We start from the raw sequence: 19,060 nt of genomic DNA, 5'->3' as shown, positions 1-19,060 counted from the left end.
GTACGCCCAGAGCGGATCGCGTAGCCTGCGTCAGGCGTGCCGTGGGACGGCTCTCCGGCACCGGGCGCACCCCGCACGGGGCCGGCACTCCGGCGCTCCGGCAGCGGCCGGGCACCGGCGTGACCGGGTCGTGGCCCGGGCTGTCAGTGCCGCGGTCCACAATGGTCCGCGTCAGACCCGTCAATCGCTTCAGTAGCAAGGAGCCGGCAGCGATGGCCCGCCGCAGCACGAAGACCCCGCCGCCCGACGATTCGTTCGAGGAGAGAATCCTCGACATCGACGTCGTGGACGAGATGCGTGGCTCCTACCTGGAGTACGCGTACTCGGTCATCTACTCGCGCGCCCTGCCGGACGCCCGTGACGGCCTCAAGCCGGTGCACCGGCGGATCGTCTACCAGATGAACGAGATGGGCCTGCGCCCCGAACGCGCCTACGTGAAGTGCGCGCGTGTCGTCGGCGAGGTCATGGGCAAGCTGCACCCGCACGGTGACGCGTCGATCTACGACGCCCTGGTGCGCATGGCGCAGCCGTTCTCCATGCGCGTGCCGCTGGTCGACGGCCACGGCAACTTCGGCTCGCTGGGCAACGACGACCCGCCGGCCGCCATGCGGTACACCGAATGCCGGATGGCCGAGGCCACGAGCCTGATGACCGAGTCGATCGACGAGGACACGGTCGACTTCACACCCAACTACGACGGCCAGGAACAAGAGCCGGTGGCGCTGCCCGCCGCCTTCCCGAACCTGCTGGTCAACGGCTCCTCGGGCATCGCGGTCGGCATGGCGACGAACATGCCGCCGCACAACCTGCGCGAGGTCATCGCCGCCGCCCGCCACCTGATCCGGCAACCGAACGCCGACCTGGACGCGCTGATGAAGCACGTCCCGGGCCCCGACCTGCCCACCGGCGGCCGGATCGTCGGCCTGGACGGCATCCGGGACGCGTACGCGACCGGCCGCGGCACCTTCAAGATGCGCGCCACGGTCTCGATCGAGGCCGTCACCGCCCGCCGCAAGGGCCTGGTGGTCACCGAACTGCCGTTCACGGTCGGCCCCGAGAAGGTCATCGCGAAGATCAAGGACCTGGTCAACGCGAAGAAGGTCCAGGGCATCGCCGACGTCAAGGACCTCACCGACCGCGAGCACGGCCTGCGCCTGGTCATCGAGATCAAGAACGGCTTCGTACCGGAGGCGATCCTGGAGCAGCTGTACAAGCTGACCCCGATGGAGGAGTCCTTCGGCATCAACAACGTCGCCCTGGTCGACGGCCAGCCGCTCACCCTGGGCCTGAAGGAGCTGCTGGAGGTCTACCTGGACCACCGTTTCGAGGTGGTCCGGCGCCGCAGCGAGTTCCGCCGTGGCAAGAGGCGCGACCGGCTGCACCTGGTCGAGGGCCTGCTGACCGCGCTGGTCGACATCGACGAGGTCATCCGGATCATCCGGTCCAGCGAGAACTCCGCGCAGGCCAAGGAACGCCTGATGGAGCGCTTCTCGCTGAGCGAGGTGCAGACGCAGTACATCCTCGACACGCCGCTGCGCCGGCTCACCAAGTACGACCGGATCGAGCTGGAGGCGGAGAAGGAGAAGCTCACCGCGGAGATCGAGGAGCTGACCCGGATCCTGGAGTCGGACGCGGAGCTGCGCAAGCTGGTCTCGGCCGAGCTGGCCGCCGTGGCGAAGAAGTTCGGCACCGACCGGCGCACGACCCTGCTGGAGTCCGCGGGCACCACGGCGGCCGCCGTGCCGCTCCAGGTGGCCGACGACCCGTGCCGGGTGCTGCTGTCCTCGACGGGACTGCTGGCCCGTACGGCGACCGCCGAGCCGTTCGCGGAGACGGCGGACGCCAAGCGCGTCAAGCACGACGTGATCGTCTCGGTGGTGCCGGCGACCGCGCGCGGGGTGATCGGCGCGGTGACCTCGGCGGGCCGGCTGCTGCGGATCAACGTGGTCGACCTGCCCCAGCTGCCCGAGTCGGCGACCCCGCCGAACCTCTCCGGAGGGGCTCCCCTGGCGGAGTTTCTCTCCTTGGAGGACGACGAGACGGTGGTCTGCCTGACCACGCTGGACGAGTCGTCCCCGGGTCTCGCGCTCGGCACCGAGCAGGGTGTCGTCAAGCGTGTGGTGCCCGACTATCCGTCCAACAAGGACGAGTTGGAGGTCATCACGCTCAAGGACGGCGACCGGATCGTCGGCGCGGTGGAACTGCGCACCGGCGATGAGGACCTGGTCTTCATCACGGACGACGCGCAGCTGCTGCGCTTCCAGGCCTCCGTCGTGCGCCCGCAGGGCCGGCCGGCGGGCGGCATGACGGGCATCAAGCTCGCCGAGGGCGCGAAGGTGATCTCCTTCACGGCGGTCGACCCGGCCGCCGACGCGGTGGTCTTCACGGTCGCGGGCTCGCGCGGCACCCTGGACGACTCGGTGCAGACGACGGCCAAGCTGACGCCGTTCGACCAGTACCCGCGCAAGGGCCGTGCCACGGGCGGCGTGCGCTGCCAGCGGTTCCTGAAGGGCGAGGACTGTCTGGCGCTGGCCTGGGCGGGTCCGGCTCCCGCGCACGCGGCGCAGAAGAACGGCGCCCCGGCGGAGCTGCCGGAGCCCGACCCGCGCCGGGACGGCTCGGGCACGTCGCTGCCCAAGACGGTGGCGGTGGTGTCGGGGTCGGTGTTCTAGACGGTGCCCTGGACCGGCGGATCCTCCAGGTCCGCTTCGTCCGGGCGCTGGACATAGCGCAGCACGCCCCACATGCCGTGTTCATCGGCGTGTGGGGCGTCGTGCTCGCACCCCTTGAGCTCCTTGCCGAGGGCCTCCGGGTCGATGCCGGAGCCGATCAGTACGAGCTGGGTACGACGGTCGTCGCCGGCCGGCCAGGGCTCGGGGTAGAAGCGCAGGAACCGGCCGACGGCATGCACGGCGTACCGGTTGAGGGTGTCGTACGGCCCGAAGTCGACGTACCCCTTGATCCGGTACAGCCCCTCGGGCCGGCTGTCCAGGAACCGCATCAGCCGGCGGGGTTCCAGGGGCTGCTCGGAGGTGAAGGAGAGGCTGTCGTAGCCGGTGTGCAGGTGGCCGGCGTGCTCCTCGGCGTCCTCGGGATGCTCGTGCAGATCGTCGAAGGACAGCTGCCCGATGCGCTCCTCGCTCGGCCGGCAGTCGAAGAGGAACTCGGGGTCGATCCGGCCGTAGGTGGCGGGGGCGACGGCGGCGCCGTCGGCCAGGGACCGCACGAGGCCGAGCACCCGGTCGCCGTCCGCGGCCCGGTCGAGCTTGTTGACCACGACCAGGTCGGCGAGGGCGAGATGCCGGTCGATCTCGGGATGCCGCGCGCGCGTGTCGTCGAATTCGGCGGCGTCGACGACCTCGACCAGGCCGCCGTAGACGACCCTGGGGTGTTCGCTGGCCAGCACCATGCGGACGAGTTCCTGCGGTTCGGCCAGCCCGCTGGCCTCGATGACGATGACGTCGATGCCGGCGGCGGGCGCGGCGAGCCGGTCCAGGTAGAGGTCGAGTTCGCTCGCGTCGACGGCACAGCACAGGCAGCCGTTGCCGAGCGAGACGGTCGAGTCGCCGAGGGCGCCGGCGACGGCCATCGCGTCGATCTCGATGGCCCCGAAGTCGTTGACGATCGCCCCGATGCGGCTGCCTCCGCTGCGGTGCAGCAGATGGTTGAGGAGCGTGGTCTTCCCGGAGCCCAGGAAACCGGCGAGCACGACCACCGGGATCTGCTGCGGACTGCCGTTGTCTCCCCAGCTGTTCCTCAACGGGCGACCTCTCTGACACAGCGCACACCGGCTCGCGGCCCGGCGCGCGGACGGACATGGACCGGGCGTCCAGGATACGAGCGGAACGAGACGCGGCCCGACGTGACGCCGATCCCCGCGAGGACGGCGGAGGCGCGAACCGGATCAGGTACCAGTGCGCTCACCGCCACCTGCTGCCGAGTGCGACGAGCGGTGGTGAGCCGCTCGCCCCGCGTCGAGGACAGCGGGCACTCGTCGGCCGGCGGGTGGCGGGTGCGGCCCTGCACGGGGGAACTCCGACCGGCGGTTCCGTAGCACCGCACGTATGTTGTCCCTCCCTGCCGGGCCCACCCCGTCCCCGGCAGTGTTCCTCAGCCGTGCGACGGCAGCCCCGGCCCCGCGCTGCCGCACCACGCGGACGCGCACCGTGCGGCCGCCGCCGGCCCCGCGGTCCCCGCGGCGGAACAATTCCGCCCGTCGGTGACTGCTCACCGGGGCCTGACCCGGTGAACGGCCGCACAGGTCACCCGGTGGCCGCTGCGGCCCTCTCCGGCTCGGGCCCCACATACCGCGCCACCGGTCGGATGATCTTCGGGTCGGCCGCCTGTTCCAGGATGTTGGCACTCCAGCCCACCACCCGTGCCGCGGCGAAGGTGGGGGTGAACATCTCCCGGGGCAGGCCGCACAGTTCCATGACCACACCGGCGTAGAACTCGACGTTCGTGTGGAGTTCGCGGCCCGGCTTCAGCTCGGCGAGGATCGCCTCGACCCGGCGTTCGACCTCCGCCGCGAAGTGCACCCGCGGGCCGCCGAAACCGAGGGCGATCTCGCGCAGCATCCGGGACCGGGGATCCTCCGTGCGGTACACGGCGTGCCCGAAGCCCATGATCCGTTCGCCGGCGAGCACCCGCTCGCGGATCCAGGCGTCGATCCGGTCGGGGGTGTCGATCGCGTCCAGCGTGTCCAGGGCGCGGCTGGGCGCGCCTCCGTGCAGCGGCCCGGACAGGGCGCCGACGGCACCGGTCAGACAGGCCGTCACGTCGGCGCCGGTGGACGCGATGACGCGCGCGGTGAAGGTTGACGCGTTGAATCCGTGATCAATGGTTGAGATGAGGTATTGCTCGACCGCACGGGCCCGGCGGGGATCCGGTTCTGAACCCGTCATCATGTACAGGTAGTTGGCCGCGTACGACAGATCCTCGCGCGGCTCGACCGGGTCGAGGCCCTGACCGAGCCGGTGCAGCGCGGTGAGCAGGGTGGGTACGGCCGCGCAGGCGGCCACGGTGTCGGCGCGCCGGCGGTCCGCGTCGATGTCGTACACCGGCCGGAAGCCCTGCGCGGCGCCCAGCAGTGACAGTGCCGTGCGCAGCCCGGCCAGCGGTCCGGAGAGGTGGCCGGCGGCGGCGATCGCGGGGAGGGCCGCGCGTACGGCCTCGGGCAGCCGCCGCTGCGCGGCGGTCTCGGCGGCGAAGGCGGCGGCGCGCCGGGCGTCCGGGAGCGTGCCGTGGACCAGGAGATGCCAGACGTCCTCGAAGCTGCGGGTGCGGGCGAGGTCGACGGCCGAGTACTGGCGGTAGTGGTAGAAGCCCTCCCGCCCCCGGACGTCACCGATCTCGGTCTCGGTGACGACGACACCCGCCAGACCGCGCGGGGCGTTGATGAGCGGGGTTGCGGACCTGTTGACGGCCATGGTTTTCCTCCCTGAACTTGATTCGACTGTCCATGCTTGACTCTTGCTCTGTCAATATTGATCCAATCAACGTATGCACATCAAGGTGTGCAGAGGCGACTACGGTGACCCCATGCGCGATCACGACACCGCTCCCCGCCATCCCGGGCGCCGGCTGACCACCAAGGAGACCGCCGAACTGCTCGGCGTGAAGCCCGAGACGGTCTACGCGTACGTGAGCCGCGGCCTGCTCAGCAGCAGACGCGAACCCGGTGCCCGGTCCAGCACTTTCGAGGCCGGGGAGGTGGAGGCTCTCGCCCGCCGCAACCGGCGGGAGGCGGCCGGGAGTCCGGGCTCCGGCGGGGATCTGTCCGTGCGTACCCGCATCACCCTGATCGAGAAGGACCGGTACTTCTTCCGGGGCGTGGACGCCGTCGAGCTGGCCACCCGCCACTCCTACGAGGAGGTCGCCGAGTGGCTGTGGACGGGCCGGCTGACTCCGGGGGTGACCTTCACCGCGCCCAAGGCCACCGTCAAGGTCGCCCGCCGCGCGGTGGACGCCCTGTCCGAGCACGCCTCCGCCGTAGACCGGCTGCGCGTCGCGGCGATCGCCGCGGCGGCCGAGGACCCCCTGCGCTTCGACCTGTCCGAGGAGGCCGTGCTGAGCACGGCGCGCCTCCTCATCCCCACACTCGTCGCCGCGCTGCCGCCGGTTCTGCACGGCCACAAGGACGACGGCCCGCTGGCCCACCGCCTGTGGGGCCGGCTGACCGGCCGGCCGGCCGACGAGGCGTCCCTGCGCGTCCTGGACACCGCGCTCGCCCTGCTCGCCGACCACGACCTGGCCGCGTCCACGCTCGCGGTCCGGGTCGCCGCCTCCGCGCGGGCGCACGCCTACGCGGCCGTGTCGGCCGGCCTCGGTGTCCTGGAGGGCCCGCTGCACGGCGCCGCCAGCGGTCTGGCCCACCGGATGCTTCTGGACGTGCTCGACCAGGGCACGGCGGTTCCGGTGATCGCCGACGAACTGCGCGCGGGCCGCCGCGTCCCCGGCCTCGGGCACCGGCTGTACCCGGGCGAGGACCCCCGCGCGCGCGTGCTCTTCAGCCTCCTGGAACAGGTCCCGCGCGCGGAGTCCGCGCTGCTCGCGGCCCGCGACATCGTCGCCACGACCGCCCGGCACACCCCGCTGCACGCCAACGTGGACCTGGCCCTGGCGGTGTTCACCGCGTCGTCCGGCATGCCGGCCGCCGCGGGCGAGACGATTTTCGCGGTCGCGCGGACGGCAGGCTGGATCGCCCACGCCCTGGAGGAGTACGGCGAGCGCCCGCTGCGCATGCGACCCAGCGGCCACTACGTCGGTCCGCGCCCGCCGCAGCCCCTCCCGGAGTAGGACACGGCCGGGGCCGGAAGTCGCCCCGGGGAAAGTCAGGTTAGGCTCACCTGTGTGAGTAGGTGTGCGACCGTCTCCCGAAGCCTTGATGAGCCGGTTTCCGGCACGGCTGCCACGGCGACGACGTGGCTGCTGCTGGAACAGCCCGGCCCGTGGGGTGCCAAGGCGCTCACGTCGAGTCACCTGGACCCCGCGCTGGGCCGGGCGCTGGAGGCCGCCGCCGGCGGAACCGGCGTACGCATCGCGCTCATCCGGCACCCGGGCCGCCATGCCGACCCCGGCACGCCCCCGATCCGGCAGGTGTACGCGGCCCACACCGTTCCGGGGCGCGTGTGGCTGCACGGTGCCACCACCCGCGATCCGCAGCGCCTCCTCGACCTCGACTTCACCGCCCTCGGGGCGGGCGACCACCGTTCCTTCGGCGCGGTGCTCGGCGGGCGGCCGCACCGGGGTGACCCGCTCGCGCTCGTGTGCACCAACGGCAAACGCGACCGCTGCTGCGCCCTCCTGGGCCGCCCTCTCGCCACGGAGCTGGCCGCCTCGGGAGTGCGCGGGGTCTGGGAGGTCACCCATCTGGGTGGACATCGTTTCTCGCCCACGGTGCTCGTCCTGCCGTACGGCTACGCCTACGGCCGCGCCGAGGCGCACACCGTCAAGGAGGCCCTGCACGGGGTGCGGGAGGGGCGCGTGGTCGTCGAGGGCTGCCGGGGGTGCTCCGCGTGGGAGCGGCCCGGCCAGGCGGCCGAGCTGGCCGTCCGGTCAGCCGCGGGCGAGTACCGGGCGGGAGTGCTCGGGGTCGTACGGACCGACGGCGCGGCCCCGCGCTGGGAGGTCACCGTCGCTCACACCGACGGCCGCCGTTGGCGGGTCACCGTGGCCCAGGGGGCGTCGCTGCCGCCCCGGCCGGAGAGCTGCGGCGCGGAGGTGCTGGGTGCGCCCGCGCGGATGGACGTGGTCGAGGTTCGCGAGCTGAGGCCGACGGCGCTGGCGAGCTAGCCGGCGCGAGTACGGCCGGCGGGTGCGGCGCGGCTGCCGATCAGCGGATGCAGTCAACACTTGCCCAGGCCCCGGCCGGTCAACGGTGGTTGCCGCACCCTGGCCGGTAGACAGGCGTCGGCGCCCGTTCTGTCAATGATTGATCAGCGGGTCAAGAACGGATCAAGAGATCCACGCCACGCCCGCTGGGGCGCTTCCGGCCACCCCACGTACCGTCGGGGGTATGAGCCCCACTCCCCCCGCACGCCGCCTGCGCCTCGGGCTGCCACGGCGGATGTTCTCCCAGGTGCTGCTGATGCAGGTGGCGATCGCCGCGGGAGTCGCGGTGCTCGCGACCGGGCTCTTCCTGGCGCCGCTGAGCAAACAGCTGGACCAGGAGGCGATGCGCCGCGCGCTGGCCATCGCCGAGACCACGGCTCAGGACCCGCAGATCGCCGAGGGCGTCCGCACCACCCCGCCGACCAGGAACGGCCCGGTGCAGCAGGAGGCCGAGCGGATCCGGAAGGCTACGCACGCCGAGTACATCGTGGTGCTGGACCGCAACTGGGTGCGCTGGTCGCACCCCACGCCCTCGGAGATCGGCCGGCCCGTCTCCACCGACCCCAGTGACGCCCTGGCCGGCAAGGAGGTCATGGAGATCGACAAGGGCACCCTGGGACGCTCGGCGCGCGGCAAGGTACCGCTGTACGACGCCGACCACCGCATCGTCGGGGCCGTCTCGGTCGGCATCGCCTACGACAGCGTGCGGGCGCGGCTGATCAGCGCGATCCCAGGGCTGTTCGCGTACGCCGGAGGCGCGCTGGCGGTGGGCGCGCTGGCCGCCTGGCTGATCTCGCGCCGGGTCCAGCGGCAGACCCGGGACCTGGCCTTCTCCGACATCTCGGCGCTGCTCGCGGAACGCGAGGCCATGCTGCACGGCATCCGGGAGGGCGTGGTCGCACTGGACCGCGGCGGCCGGATCCGCCTGCTCAACGACGAGGCACGACGGCTGCTGGGCATCGGCGACGAGGCCGTCGGGCGGACCCCGGACGAGGCGCTCGGCGCGGGCCGTACGACCGACGTGCTGGCCGGCCGCGTGACCGGCACCGATCTGCTCACCGTGCGCGGCCAGCGCGTCCTGATCGCCAACCGCATGCCCACCGGCGACGGTGGTGCCGTGGCCACGCTGCGCGACCGCACCGAACTGGAGCAGCTGGGGCGCGAACTGGACTCCACGCGCGGGCTGATCGACGCCCTGCGCGCCCAGGACCACGAACACGCCAACCGCATGCACACCCTGCTGGGGCTGCTGGAGCTGGAGATGTACGACGACGCCGTCGAGTTCGTCGGCGAGGTGGTCGGGGACCACCGGGCCACCGCCGAGCAGGTCACCGAGAGGATCCAGGACCCGCTGCTGGCCGCGCTGCTGGTCGGCAAGGCGACTGTGGCGGCCGAGCGCGGGGTCGCGCTGTGGGTGTCGGAGCACACGCGGCTCCCGGACCGGTTGATCGATCCCAGGGGGCTGGTGACGGTCGTCGGCAACCTGGTGGACAACGCGCTCGACGCGGTCGCGGGCACACCGCACGCGCGCGTGGAGGTCGAGTTGCGCACCGAGGGCCGTACGGTCGTCCTCAGAGTGCGCGACACAGGCCCCGGAATCCCCGAGGACCAGCGGGAGCTGATCTTCACGGAGGGGTGGTCCACCAAGAAGCCGCCCGCGCACGGCAAGCGGGGCATAGGACTCTCCCTGGTGCGCCGGCTCGCCGAGCGGCAGGGCGGCAGCGCGACCGTGGGCACGGCGACCGGCGGTGGCGCGGAATTCGCGGTAGTGCTGCCGGAGGCGCTGACCGAGCCGGAGCTGGAGCCGGCCCTCACCGGGTCCCCGAATCCCGCCGCAGCGACGACGGACGTCCCGGCCACCGCCGAGGAGGAGGCGTGATGATCGAGGTGCTGGTGGTGGACGACGACACCCGGGTGGCCCGGGTCAACGCCGCCTACGTGGAGAAAGTCCCCGGTTTCCATGTGGCCGGCGAGGCGCACAACGCGGCCGAGGCGCTGCGCCAGGTGGAGAGCCTGCCGCGGCTCGATCTGGTTCTGATGGACCACTACCTGCCTGACGACACGGGTCTGGCGGTCGTCCAGGAGATGCGCCGGCGCGGTCACGAGACCGACGTGATCATGGTGACGGCGGCGCGGGACGTGTCGACCGTCCAGGCGGCCATGCGGCACGGGGCTTTGCAGTACCTGGTGAAGCCGTTCGCCTTCGCCGGTCTGCGGGCCAAGCTGGAGGCGTATGCCGAGCTGCGGCGCACCCTGGACGGCGGGGGTGAGGCCGAGCAGGCGGAGGTGGACCGCATCTTCGGCGCCCTGTCCGCCCCGTCGGAGCCCGGCTTGCCCAAGGGGCACTCCCCCACGACGGCCGAGTTGGTGCGCCAAGCGCTGCTGAGTGCTGAAGGGCCGCTGTCGGCCCAGGAGATCGCCGAGCGGACGGGAGTGAGCCGGCAGACCGCCCAGCGGTATCTGAAGCTCCTGGAACGCACCGGCCGGGCCCGGCTGACCCTCAAGTACGGCGACGCGGGCCGCCCGGAACACCGTTACGAGTGGGCGGCCCGCGCCTGAGCGCGTTTCATGCAGCGGTCACTTGACCGCCTTGACGAACTCCGTCGTGTAGGTCTTGCTCAAGTCGACGTTCGCGTTCTGGATGTTGGGATTGAAGGCCTTGAGGACCTTTTCAACGGTCTCGGGACCGCCCTGGGGCATCACGCCGTCGTCGGTGAACATCGGCAGGGTGCTCTTGATGGCCTGCGCGTACAGGCTCTTGTGGCCCTGGGAGTAGTCGGCGGGCATCTTGGCGGCGATCTCGTCGGCACTGTGCGTGGACATCCACTTGAGCGTCTTGACGAATGCGTTGACCAACTTCTGGACGGTGTCCTTGTGTCCGTTCACCCAGTCCGTCTGCATGTACAGACTTGACGACGGGTACGGCCCGCCCAGCGCCTCCTGCGACCCCTCGGGGGTGCGCATGTCGATGAGGATCTTCCCGGCCTTCTTGTCCAGGATCGTCGCGACGGTCGGGTCGGTGGTCATGCCACCGTCGATCGCACCCTTCTGGAGCGCCGCGATGAACGTCGGCCCGGCACCCACCGCGACCGGTGTGAAGTCGCTGATCCTCACGCCGTTCTTGACCGCCAGGTACTTGGTGAGAAAGTCGGTCGAGGAGCCGAGGCCGGTCACGCCCAGCTTGCGGCCCTTGAAGTCCTGGGGCGAGGTGAGGTCGCCGGCCGCCTTGTTCGAGACGACCTCGACCTCGCCGGGCGCGTGCGAGAACTGCACCACCGACTCCACCGACTTGCCCTTCACCTGGAGGTCGAGGGTGTGGTCGTAGAACCCGACCGCTCCCTGCACCTGGCCGGAGACGAGCGCGGTCTCGGCCTGCACCCCGGCGGGCTCGCTGAGGAGCTGGACGTTCAGTCCTTCGGCCTGGAAGTAGCCGAGGCGCTGGGTGAGCATCGCGGGCAGGTAGATGACCTTGTCCAGGCCGCCGACCATGATCTTGACGGTCTCGCCCTTGCCGCCCCCGCCGCTGCCGGTGTCGACCGTGGAGCTTGCCGCGTCATTGGCGCAGGCGGTGAGCGAAGAGAGGGCGAGCAGCCCGGCGGCGGCCAGGGAGGCGTATCTGGCGGTCTTGCGCATGCGGTTCACGTCCTTGTGAGAGGGCGGTGCGGGAAGGGGCGGGGGGTGGGGGATCGGTCAGCTGTCGGAGCCGGCGGGCTTCCAGCGGAAGATGCGGCGCTCGGCGAAGGTCAGCAGGCCCTCGGCGACGAGGGCGACGACGGCGAGGATGACCATCGCGGCGTAGACACCGGCCGCGTTGAAGGTGTTCTGCGACTGGGAGACGAGCAGCCCGATGCCCTTGGTCGCGCCGATGTACTCGCCGACGATCGCGCCGATGAGGGCGAAGCCGAAGCTGACGTGGAGGCTGGTGAAGATCCAGGAGGTGGCCGACGGGATGACCACCTGGAGAGTCACCCTGCGGTCGCTCGCGCCCAGGATGCGGGCGTTGGCCACGAGGTTGCGGTCCACTTCGCGGGCGCCCTGGAAGGCGTTGAAGAACACCGGGAAGAAGACGAGCACCACGGCGGAGGCCACCTTGGAGGACGGTCCGAGGCCGAACCAGATCAGGAAGATGGGTGCCAGAACGATCCGGGGAATCGAGTTGAGCACCTTGATGTATGGACCAAGCACCTCGGCGAGCAATCTGATCCGCCCAAGCGCAATACCGAACAGGACACCGGCGACCACACCGAGGACCCAGCCGAGCAGCGCCTCGTACAGCGTGTACCAGATCTGCTCGCCCAGCGATCCGAGCGCGGTTCCGTGGGTCACCCAGGTGTAGATCTGATCCCAGATCTTCGTGGGCATCGAGAAGTTGAACGGATCGATGATCTCGGCGCGGGACAGCGCCTCCCACAGGCCGAGGACGGCCACGAGGAGCACCACGCGCGTGACGTTGACGACGAGCTTGCGCCGGCGGGCGGCCTGGGCGCGGGTCTGCGCGCGGTCCGGCGTCTTGACGGTGTCGACGACCGGGGTGCTGAGGACCTCAGGCGACATGGGCGGCGCCCCTCTCGCGGGTGATGCGGACCTCTTCGCCGAGGGACTCCCAGATCTCCCGGTAGATCTCGATGAACCGCGCCTCCAGGCGTACCGACTCGACCTTGCGCGGGCGGGGCAGGTCGATGTCGAAGACCTGCTTCACGGTCGCGGGGCCGGCGGTCATCACGACGACCTTGTCGGCCAGCGCGATGGACTCCTCCAGGTCGTGGGTGACGAAGACGACGGAGGCGCCGGTGCCCTCCCACAGCTCCAGCAGTTCGTCCGACATCAGGGCCCGGGTCTGCACGTCGAGCGCCGAGAAGGGCTCGTCCATCAGCAGGATCTCCGGGTCGTTGACGAACGTTGCCGCCAGCGCGACACGCTTGCGCTGACCGCCGGAGAGCTGGTGCGGGTAGCGGTCCTCGAACGCGGCGAGTCCCACCCGGGCCAGCCATTCACGGGCCTTCTCCTTGGCCTCCGCCTTGGGTGCGCCACGAAAGCGCGGGCCCGCCATGACGTTCGACAGGACCGTCCGCCAGGGGAAGGTGGCGTCCTGCTGGAAGACGAAGCCGACCTTGTCACCGACACCGTCGACCGGCTTCCCGGCCACCAGCACATCTCCCTCGGTGGGCTCCTCCAGGCCGCTGACCAGGGTCAGCGTGGTGGACTTGCCACAACCGGTCGGTCCTACGACGGCCACGAACTCGCCGCGCTGCACGGTGAGGTCCAGACCGCGCACGGCCGTGTGCAGTCCCCCGGACGGGGTTCTGAAGGTCTTGCTCGCGCCCCGCAGCTCGATGGCGGGGCTGGTGTGTGCGCTCATGGGCCGGGACGGTAGGTGTGCCCCGGCCACCGCAGGAGTCTTGTGAGCGCAAGCCGTTCTTTTGCTCGCAAGAGCCTGTTGTGCTCATTTTGCTCGCGCTACAACTGCGGAGCCGAAACACGGGCTCAACGCCCGCCGGCCTTGAAGGAGAGGCCTGATGATTGACGTCCTGGTGGTGGACGACGATTTCCGCGTCGCCGAGATCAACGCCAAGTACGTGGGAAAGGTTCCCGGCTTCCGGGTGACCGCCCGCGCACACAGCGCCGCCCAGGCTCTGGCCGCCGTCGAACGCGGCACCATCGACCTGGTCCTCCTCGACCACTACCTGCCGGACCAGACCGGCCTGGAACTCGTCCACCGCATGCGCGAGCACGGCCATGGCACCGACGTCATCATGATCACCGCGGCCAGTGATGTGACGACCGTCCAGCAGGCGATGCGCCTGGGCGCCCTGCACTACCTGGTGAAGCCGTTCACCTTCGCCGCGCTGCGCGCCCGCCTGGACTCCTACGCCGCCCTGCGCCGCACGGTCGACCGGGTGGGCGGCCGGGGCCTGACGGGCCAGGAGCAGGTCGACCGGATCTTCGGCGCCCTGCGCACCACCCCCGCCCCCTCCGCACCCGGTCTGCCGACCGGCCATTCCGAGCCCACGACCGACCTCATCTGCGGCGTCCTGCACCGGGCCGACCATCCACTGTCGGCCCACGAGGTGGCAGCCCGGACCGGCCTGAGTCGTTCCACCGCGCAGCGCTACCTCCGCCACCTGGAACAGGCGGGCCGCCTCCACCTCTCCCTGAAGTACGGCGACACCGGCCGCCCCGAACACCGGTACGCCTGGGTGGCGCCCTGACGGCACCCGCGGCCCTGCTATACGGCCCCGGCGCCGGTCAGCGAGCGCACCTCCGTCTCCGCGTACCCGGCCTCGTCCCCGACGTCGTCCGAGGTGACCGTGCCCAGCCAGCCGGCGAGGAAGCCGAGCGGGATGGAGACGATGCCCGGGTTCTCCAGCGGGAAGTACTGGAAGTCGACGGCCGGGAACAACGAGCCCGGGCTGCCGGACACCACAGGGGACAGCAGCACGAGCCCGATCGCAGGGAGCAGCCCGCCGTACACCGCCCACACCGCGCCACGCGTGGTGAAGCCGCGCCAGAACAGCGAGTAGAGCAGGACCGGCAGATTCGCCGACGCGGCGACCGCGAAGGCGAGGCCCACGAGGAAGGCGACGTTGAGATCGCGGGCCAGCAGACCGAGTGCGATCGCCACGACGCCGACACCGACCGCAGCCCACCGCGCCACCGCCACCTCGCTGCGCGGGGCCGTGCCGTGCGACCGTCGCAGCGACGCGTACAGGTCATGGGCCACCGAAGCCGAGGAGGCGAGCGTGATGCCCGCGACCACCGCGAGGATCGTCGCGAAGGCTACGGCGGCGACCACCGCGAACAGCACGGTGCCACCGGTGGAGCCCGCCCCGCCGCCCAGGTCCAGAGCGAGGAGGGGCACCGCCGTGTTCCCGGACGCGTTGGACCCGAGTACGGCTGCCGGCCCCACCACCGCCGCCGCACCGAACCCGAGGACGATCGTCATCAGGTAGAAACTGCCGATCAGGCCGATGGACCACACCACGGAACGGCGGGCGGCCCGCGCGGTCGGCACGGTGTAGAAGCGGGACAGGATGTGCGGCAGGCCCGCCGTACCCAGCACCAGCGCGAGGCCGAGGCTGATGAAGTCGAGCCGGGCCGTCCAGTCCCCGCCGTACTTCAGTCCCGGCGCCAGGAACGCCCTCCCGTGACCGCTGCGCTCCGCGGCCGTGAGCAGCAGCCGGTCGACGTCCCCGTGGAAGCGCAGCAGTACGAGCACGGTGAGCACGACCGTGCCGCTGAGCAGCAGGACCGCCTTCACGATCTGGATCCAGGTGGTGGCCCGCATCCCTCCCAACGACACATAGATCACCATAAGCGCTCCGACGCCGATGACCGCCCATGCCTGGGCCGCGCCGCTCGTCCGCCCCAGCAGCAGCGCCACCAGGCTGCCCGCGCCGACCATCTGCGCCACCAGATAGAGAACGGACACCGTGACCGAGGAAGTTCCCGCGGCGATCCGCACCGGCCGTTCACTCATCCGCGCGGCCACCACGTCGGCCAGGGTGAACCGCCCGCAGTTGCGTACCAGTTCGGCGACCAGGAACAGCACGACCAGCCACGCCACGAGGAAGCCCACGCCATACAGCAGCCCGTCGTACCCGTACAGCGCGATGAGCCCGCTGATCCCGAGGAAGGAGGCCGCCGACATGTAGTCACCGGCAATGGCAAAACCATTCTCCATGGGGGAGAACAACCGCCCGCCGGCGTAGAACTCCTCCGCCGAACCGTGCCGCCTGCGGCTCACCCAGGTCGTGATCCCCAGGGTGACCGCCACGAACCCGCTGAACAGCAGCATCGCCAGAGTCTGATGGTCACCGGTCACAATGCACCTCCCTGTGCTCCCCGGGCCAGTTCCTGCGTGTCCCAGCGCAGCTCCAGCGCGGGCCGGTCCCGGCGCAGCCGCGCATGCCGGGCGTACGCCCACGTGAGCAGAAACGTGGTGAGGAACTGCCCGAGCCCCGCGAGCATCGCCACGTTCACCGCCCCCACCACGGGCCGGGCCATGAGTCCGGGAGCGGTCGTCGCGGCGACCACGTACCCGACGTACCAGGCGAGGAAGGCGGCGACCCCCGGCACCACGAACCGCCGGTACCTGCTGCGCACCTCTTGGAACGCCTCGCTGCGCTGCACCTCGACGTACACCTCGCGGGTGCGCGCCGCCGTCGTACTGTGCTGACCGCGCGCGTGCGGTACGGCCGGCGCGGGCATGCCGGTCCTGTCCAGCTCTCCCCAGCCGGAGGCCAGCGCGTCGTACCAGGGGTCCTCGTAGGTCATGTCGCCGGAGGGCGCGCCGTGGTCTGCCTGATTCCCGGCGGAACTCTCGGAACCGTCCCTGGCTCCGCCGGAGCGACCGTTGCTTGACTGCATGCCCAAGGATGGACAGAACGGGAAGATCCCTGACTCTTCTTCCCCCGGCTCTTCACCCCATCAGGTGATCCCCCCGGTGGGTGGCCGCACCAGCCCCTTGCTGTAGGCGTAACGCACCGCCTGTGCCCGATCCTTGAGCCCCGTCTTGGCGAAGAGGTTGTTGATGTGCGTCTTCACGGTCGCGGTCGACACATGCAGTCTGTGAGCGATCTCCTGATTGCTGAGACCTTCGGCGATCAGCTGCAGCACCTCGGTCTCCCGCGAGGTCAGCCCGTCGGGTACCTCGCCGGCCGCCGGTGCCGGCTCGGGCTCAGGCTGCGACAGCCGCTCCAGCAACCGGCGCTGGACACTCGGCGACAGCCCCGCGTCTCCCGACAGCACGCTGTGCACGGCACGTACGATCTCGTCACCACCCGCGTCCTTGGTCAGATACCCCCGGGCGCCGGCTCGCAGCGCGGGGAACAGGGACTCGTCGTCCGCGTAGGTGGTGAGCACCACGACCTGGGTTCCCGGGTACTGTGTCCGGATCCGCCGGGTGGCCTCCACCCCGTCGCAGCGGGGCATCCTGAGGTCCATCAGGACGACGTCCGGAGCGAGTTCACCGACCAGCCGCACCGCCTCCTCACCGTCGCCCGCGGCCCCCACGACCTCCACGCCGGGAAGCAGCCCGAGCAGCATCACGATGCCCTCCCGGACCACGGTCTGGTCATCGGCGACCACGACCCGTGCGGTCTTCTCCTCCCCCTCCGTCTCCGTCATACGGGCACCTTCAGCGTCACCACGAACCCCTCCTCGCCCGGCCCCGCGTCCAGCGAACCGCCCAGCAGCTCGGCGCGCTCACGCATGCCCAGCAGACCGTACCCGCCACCGGCCGCGTTGAGTTCACCCGGCCGTCCGCCCGAATCCCTCACGTTCAGCGTCACTTCGTGCTCGCTGTAGTCCAGCCGCACATCCACCTTGGCGCCGAGAGCGTGCTTGCGGACGTTCGTCAGCGCCTCCTGCGCGACCCGCCGCACGGCCTGGGACGCCTCGGCCGGCAGGGGTCTGCGTTCACCTGTGATGGTGACCTCGGCGCCGTCGGCAGTGCTGACGAGCTCGGTCAGGAAGTCCTCCAGCGGTGTCAGCTCGCCCCGCAGCGCGGACAACGCCTGCCGGGTCTCGGCGAGGCCGTCCCGGGCCATCCCGCGGGCGGCCACCACCCGCTCCATGATCCGCTCGCGGTCCGCGCCGTTCTCGATCAGCAGCCGGGCCGCCTCCAGGTGCACGAGCTGCGCCGAAAGGCTGTGCGCCAGCACGTCGTGGATCTCCCGTGCGATGCGGGCCCGCTCGGCCAGCGCCGCGGACTCGGCCTCGGCCGCGCGGGCGGCACGCTCCTGCTCGAGCAACCGGTGCGCACTGCCCCGGGCTTCCGCGTCCAGCCGCAGGACATAGCCGGCGAGGGCCATGCCGGCCACGGTGGCGGCCGTGGTCAGCCAGGCATCGTTGGTGAACGCGGAGTACGCGGCCAGGGCCACCGATGCCACGGGGACGGCAGCCGCGAGCGGCAACCGCTCCAGCGCGCTGACTCCGCAGCCGCACCAGATCACGAGGGCCGGCACTCTGAACCCCGTCGCCTCGGCGGCGACGGCGATCCCCAGGAGGACACCCATGAGCGCCAGGGACGGCACCAGTCTGTGCTCGTAGGTGCTGCGGAAGAAGGCCCAGGCGGCGAAACCGGCAAGGACGACTGCCGCCGCTGCCGCGAGCGCTCCCCAGACGCCGACGTGTCTCTGACTGAAGGCGCCCCACAGGAGTATGGCCAGCACGAGCAGTCGGGTGGTCCAGATCAGCAGGCGCCGGGATGTGGTGGTTCCCGCGCGGCCGAGTGCTTCGCGTGACGGCCAGCGTGTCCAGGCGTTCTCCGTCACGCGCGCTCCTTCCAGGCCGACGGCTCGTCGTCACCGTACGCCGCGGCGAGGCGGCTCGCGGAGCCGAGCAACTGGGCCCGCCAGGCCAGGATTCCGCCGCGGACCAGCAGGGTGCCGGCAAGACCGAGCATCAGGGCGGAACTGTCCTGGTGCAGGCCGAGTGCGGAGCCGAGGGCGAAGACACCGACCCGCAGGGCTATGCCCACTCCCCATACGGCGACGCTCGCGCTTGTGCTCTTCGTCCACACGACGCCGTCCGGCGCAGTCCAGATACGGGTGGTCCAGCCCCAGCCGACGCCGGTGACCAGGCCGATGAGCAGTTCCGCCGCGACCAGTACTCCGGATTCGGCGCGGTGGTGGACGTCGAGGATGCCGGGCTCGCGCAGCGCGACGACAGCGAGGACCACGGGCAGCAGCCACCAGCGCCGGTCCGTGTCGATCGCACGGGCGCGGAACTGGCGCGCGAGCACTATGGCGACGACGGCCACGATCACCAGCGCGTTGACGAGCCCGGGCATCAGAGCCTCCGTGAGCGAGAAGGTGGTACCGGGAGCGAGCGCTGCCGACGCCTTCGAAGTTACGGAAATTCGCAGGTCCGGAGATCGGAGCCAGGGTGGATCACGGGTGGAACCTCGCAGCGGCCTCTCTCCACCCACGGGTGGAGAGACTCTTCGGGCGGCCGGACGGTCCGAGCGGAGGGGAGGGGGCAGTTCGGCAGGGTGCGGTGGTGAGCGGGGATCAGGCGAGACGAGCCCAGCCGGACACCTCGCCTGCGCCACGTCCGGGCCCGCTCAGCCCTCGCTCGCCCACGCGTCAAGGGCTGATGGGGGCTCATTGGGCCAAGTGCCGCTCGCAACGGCCCACGGGCACGGCGGCCGAAGACTGGGCTGATGGCGGATGCACCGGGGGCGGATGACCCGAGGCGGACGAGCGGGGGGCGGACGACCGGGGGC

At 71.1% G+C, this 19,060-nt stretch carries 16 protein-coding genes; 6 read left to right on the top strand and 10 right to left on the bottom strand.

From position 1 onward, the window contains the following. Window positions 1-212 precede the first annotated feature (212 nt). A complete protein-coding gene (locus ACZ7DL_RS07600; protein WP_470772228.1) occupies window positions 213-2,672 on the top strand; it encodes a DNA gyrase/topoisomerase IV subunit A in 2,460 nt (819 codons plus the stop codon). On the opposite strand, the gene ACZ7DL_RS07595 is transcribed toward ACZ7DL_RS07600, so the two are convergent. Both ACZ7DL_RS07595 and ACZ7DL_RS07590 read right to left on the bottom strand, forming a co-directional pair. Further along, the gene (locus ACZ7DL_RS07595) at window positions 2,669-3,760 is read right to left on the bottom strand and encodes a CobW family GTP-binding protein (RefSeq protein WP_470772227.1); all 1,092 of its coding nucleotides are present in this window, start codon (window positions 3,758-3,760) and stop codon (window positions 2,669-2,671) included. The genes ACZ7DL_RS07600 and ACZ7DL_RS07595 overlap by 4 nt on opposite strands. A 502-nt stretch (window positions 3,761-4,262) precedes the next feature. After that, window positions 4,263-5,429, bottom strand: coding sequence for a citrate synthase (locus tag ACZ7DL_RS07590; protein WP_470772226.1), 1,167 nt, complete (start codon window positions 5,427-5,429; stop codon window positions 4,263-4,265). 112 nt (window positions 5,430-5,541) lie between these two features. Between ACZ7DL_RS07590 and ACZ7DL_RS07585 the strand changes: the two genes are divergently transcribed. The 4 genes from ACZ7DL_RS07585 to ACZ7DL_RS07570 all read left to right on the top strand — a co-directional run bounded on the left by ACZ7DL_RS07585 (window position 5,542) and on the right by ACZ7DL_RS07570 (window position 10,392). Beyond that, entirely contained in the window at window positions 5,542-6,798 is a 1,257-nt protein-coding gene (locus ACZ7DL_RS07585) for a citrate/2-methylcitrate synthase (protein ID WP_470772224.1), read from the top strand. 54 nt (window positions 6,799-6,852) lie between these two features. Continuing rightward, window positions 6,853-7,794 carry a sucrase ferredoxin gene (locus tag ACZ7DL_RS07580; RefSeq protein ID WP_470772222.1) on the top strand — a complete coding sequence of 314 codons (942 nt, stop codon included), beginning with the start codon at window positions 6,853-6,855 and terminating at the stop codon, window positions 7,792-7,794. 223 nt (window positions 7,795-8,017) lie between these two features. Next, entirely contained in the window at window positions 8,018-9,712 is a 1,695-nt protein-coding gene (locus tag ACZ7DL_RS07575; RefSeq protein ID WP_470772220.1) for an ATP-binding protein, read from the top strand. Beyond that, window positions 9,712-10,392: a response regulator gene (locus ACZ7DL_RS07570; RefSeq protein ID WP_470772217.1), complete on the top strand. Its 681-nt coding sequence runs from the start codon at window positions 9,712-9,714 to the stop codon at window positions 10,390-10,392. Before ACZ7DL_RS07575 ends, ACZ7DL_RS07570 begins: the two co-directional genes overlap by 1 nt. An 18-nt stretch (window positions 10,393-10,410) precedes the next feature. Here ACZ7DL_RS07570 and ACZ7DL_RS07565 read toward each other — a convergent pair whose 3' ends face one another. Genes ACZ7DL_RS07565 through ACZ7DL_RS07555 form a run of 3 tightly spaced genes read right to left on the bottom strand, consistent with a single transcriptional unit; the run spans window position 10,411 to window position 13,192 of the window. Beyond that, window positions 10,411-11,466 carry an ABC transporter substrate-binding protein gene (locus ACZ7DL_RS07565; protein WP_470772215.1) on the bottom strand — a complete coding sequence of 352 codons (1,056 nt, stop codon included), beginning with the start codon at window positions 11,464-11,466 and terminating at the stop codon, window positions 10,411-10,413. Between the two features lie 57 nt (window positions 11,467-11,523). After that, window positions 11,524-12,387, bottom strand: a complete 864-nt coding sequence (locus ACZ7DL_RS07560; protein WP_470772212.1) for an ABC transporter permease — start codon at window positions 12,385-12,387, stop codon at window positions 11,524-11,526. Further along, on the bottom strand, window positions 12,377-13,192 hold the full coding sequence (locus tag ACZ7DL_RS07555; protein WP_470772210.1) for an ABC transporter ATP-binding protein: 816 nt from the start codon (window positions 13,190-13,192) through the stop codon (window positions 12,377-12,379). The genes ACZ7DL_RS07560 and ACZ7DL_RS07555 overlap by 11 nt, the downstream gene beginning before the upstream one ends. Before the next feature lie 157 nt (window positions 13,193-13,349). On the opposite strand from ACZ7DL_RS07555, the gene ACZ7DL_RS07550 reads away from it, so the two are divergent. Beyond that, on the top strand, window positions 13,350-14,042 hold the full coding sequence (locus tag ACZ7DL_RS07550) for a response regulator (RefSeq protein WP_470772209.1): 693 nt from the start codon (window positions 13,350-13,352) through the stop codon (window positions 14,040-14,042). A gap of 17 nt (window positions 14,043-14,059) precedes the next feature. Here the strand turns inward: ACZ7DL_RS07550 and ACZ7DL_RS07545 are convergent, their stop codons facing one another. From ACZ7DL_RS07545 to ACZ7DL_RS07525, 5 genes are all read right to left on the bottom strand, one after another. Continuing rightward, window positions 14,060-15,655 (bottom strand): solute symporter family protein, encoded by a 1,596-nt coding sequence (locus tag ACZ7DL_RS07545; RefSeq protein WP_470772208.1) that lies wholly within the window; start codon window positions 15,653-15,655, stop codon window positions 14,060-14,062. Next, the gene (locus ACZ7DL_RS07540; RefSeq protein ID WP_470772207.1) at window positions 15,652-16,107 is read right to left on the bottom strand and encodes a DUF485 domain-containing protein; all 456 of its coding nucleotides are present in this window, start codon (window positions 16,105-16,107) and stop codon (window positions 15,652-15,654) included. The genes ACZ7DL_RS07545 and ACZ7DL_RS07540 overlap by 4 nt, the downstream gene beginning before the upstream one ends. A gap of 153 nt (window positions 16,108-16,260) precedes the next feature. Then, window positions 16,261-16,959: a response regulator transcription factor gene (locus ACZ7DL_RS07535; protein WP_470772205.1), complete on the bottom strand. Its 699-nt coding sequence runs from the start codon at window positions 16,957-16,959 to the stop codon at window positions 16,261-16,263. Further along, on the bottom strand, window positions 16,956-18,107 hold the full coding sequence (locus ACZ7DL_RS07530) for a sensor histidine kinase (protein ID WP_470772204.1): 1,152 nt from the start codon (window positions 18,105-18,107) through the stop codon (window positions 16,956-16,958). Before ACZ7DL_RS07530 ends, ACZ7DL_RS07535 begins: the two co-directional genes overlap by 4 nt. Then, window positions 18,104-18,625 carry a DUF1453 domain-containing protein gene (locus ACZ7DL_RS07525; RefSeq protein ID WP_470772202.1) on the bottom strand — a complete coding sequence of 174 codons (522 nt, stop codon included), beginning with the start codon at window positions 18,623-18,625 and terminating at the stop codon, window positions 18,104-18,106. The genes ACZ7DL_RS07530 and ACZ7DL_RS07525 overlap by 4 nt, the downstream gene beginning before the upstream one ends. Window positions 18,626-19,060 lie beyond the last annotated feature (435 nt).

This window comes from Streptomyces sp. NPDC036984 (assembly GCF_055607665.1).
Note: the sequence above shows the minus strand (reverse complement) of the source record. Positions and strands in the feature narration are given on the sequence as shown.

Bases quoted from the DNA above. Each gene is read 5' to 3' on its own strand.
- ACZ7DL_RS07600 (WP_470772228.1), top strand. From the start codon at position 213: ATGGCCCGCCGCAGCACGAAGACCCCGCCGCCCGACGATTCGTTCGAG.
- ACZ7DL_RS07590 (WP_470772226.1), bottom strand. From the start codon at position 5,429: ATGGCCGTCAACAGGTCCGCAACCCCGCTCATCAACGCCCCGCGCGGT.
- ACZ7DL_RS07585 (WP_470772224.1), top strand. From the start codon at position 5,542: ATGCGCGATCACGACACCGCTCCCCGCCATCCCGGGCGCCGGCTGACC.
- ACZ7DL_RS07575 (WP_470772220.1), top strand. From the start codon at position 8,018: ATGAGCCCCACTCCCCCCGCACGCCGCCTGCGCCTCGGGCTGCCACGG.
- ACZ7DL_RS07570 (WP_470772217.1), top strand. From the start codon at position 9,712: ATGATCGAGGTGCTGGTGGTGGACGACGACACCCGGGTGGCCCGGGTC.
- ACZ7DL_RS07565 (WP_470772215.1), bottom strand. From the start codon at position 11,466: ATGCGCAAGACCGCCAGATACGCCTCCCTGGCCGCCGCCGGGCTGCTC.
- ACZ7DL_RS07560 (WP_470772212.1), bottom strand. From the start codon at position 12,387: ATGTCGCCTGAGGTCCTCAGCACCCCGGTCGTCGACACCGTCAAGACG.
- ACZ7DL_RS07555 (WP_470772210.1), bottom strand. From the start codon at position 13,192: ATGAGCGCACACACCAGCCCCGCCATCGAGCTGCGGGGCGCGAGCAAG.
- ACZ7DL_RS07550 (WP_470772209.1), top strand. From the start codon at position 13,350: ATGATTGACGTCCTGGTGGTGGACGACGATTTCCGCGTCGCCGAGATC.
- ACZ7DL_RS07540 (WP_470772207.1), bottom strand. From the start codon at position 16,107: ATGACCTACGAGGACCCCTGGTACGACGCGCTGGCCTCCGGCTGGGGA.
- ACZ7DL_RS07535 (WP_470772205.1), bottom strand. From the start codon at position 16,959: ATGACGGAGACGGAGGGGGAGGAGAAGACCGCACGGGTCGTGGTCGCC.
- ACZ7DL_RS07525 (WP_470772202.1), bottom strand. From the start codon at position 18,625: ATGCCCGGGCTCGTCAACGCGCTGGTGATCGTGGCCGTCGTCGCCATA.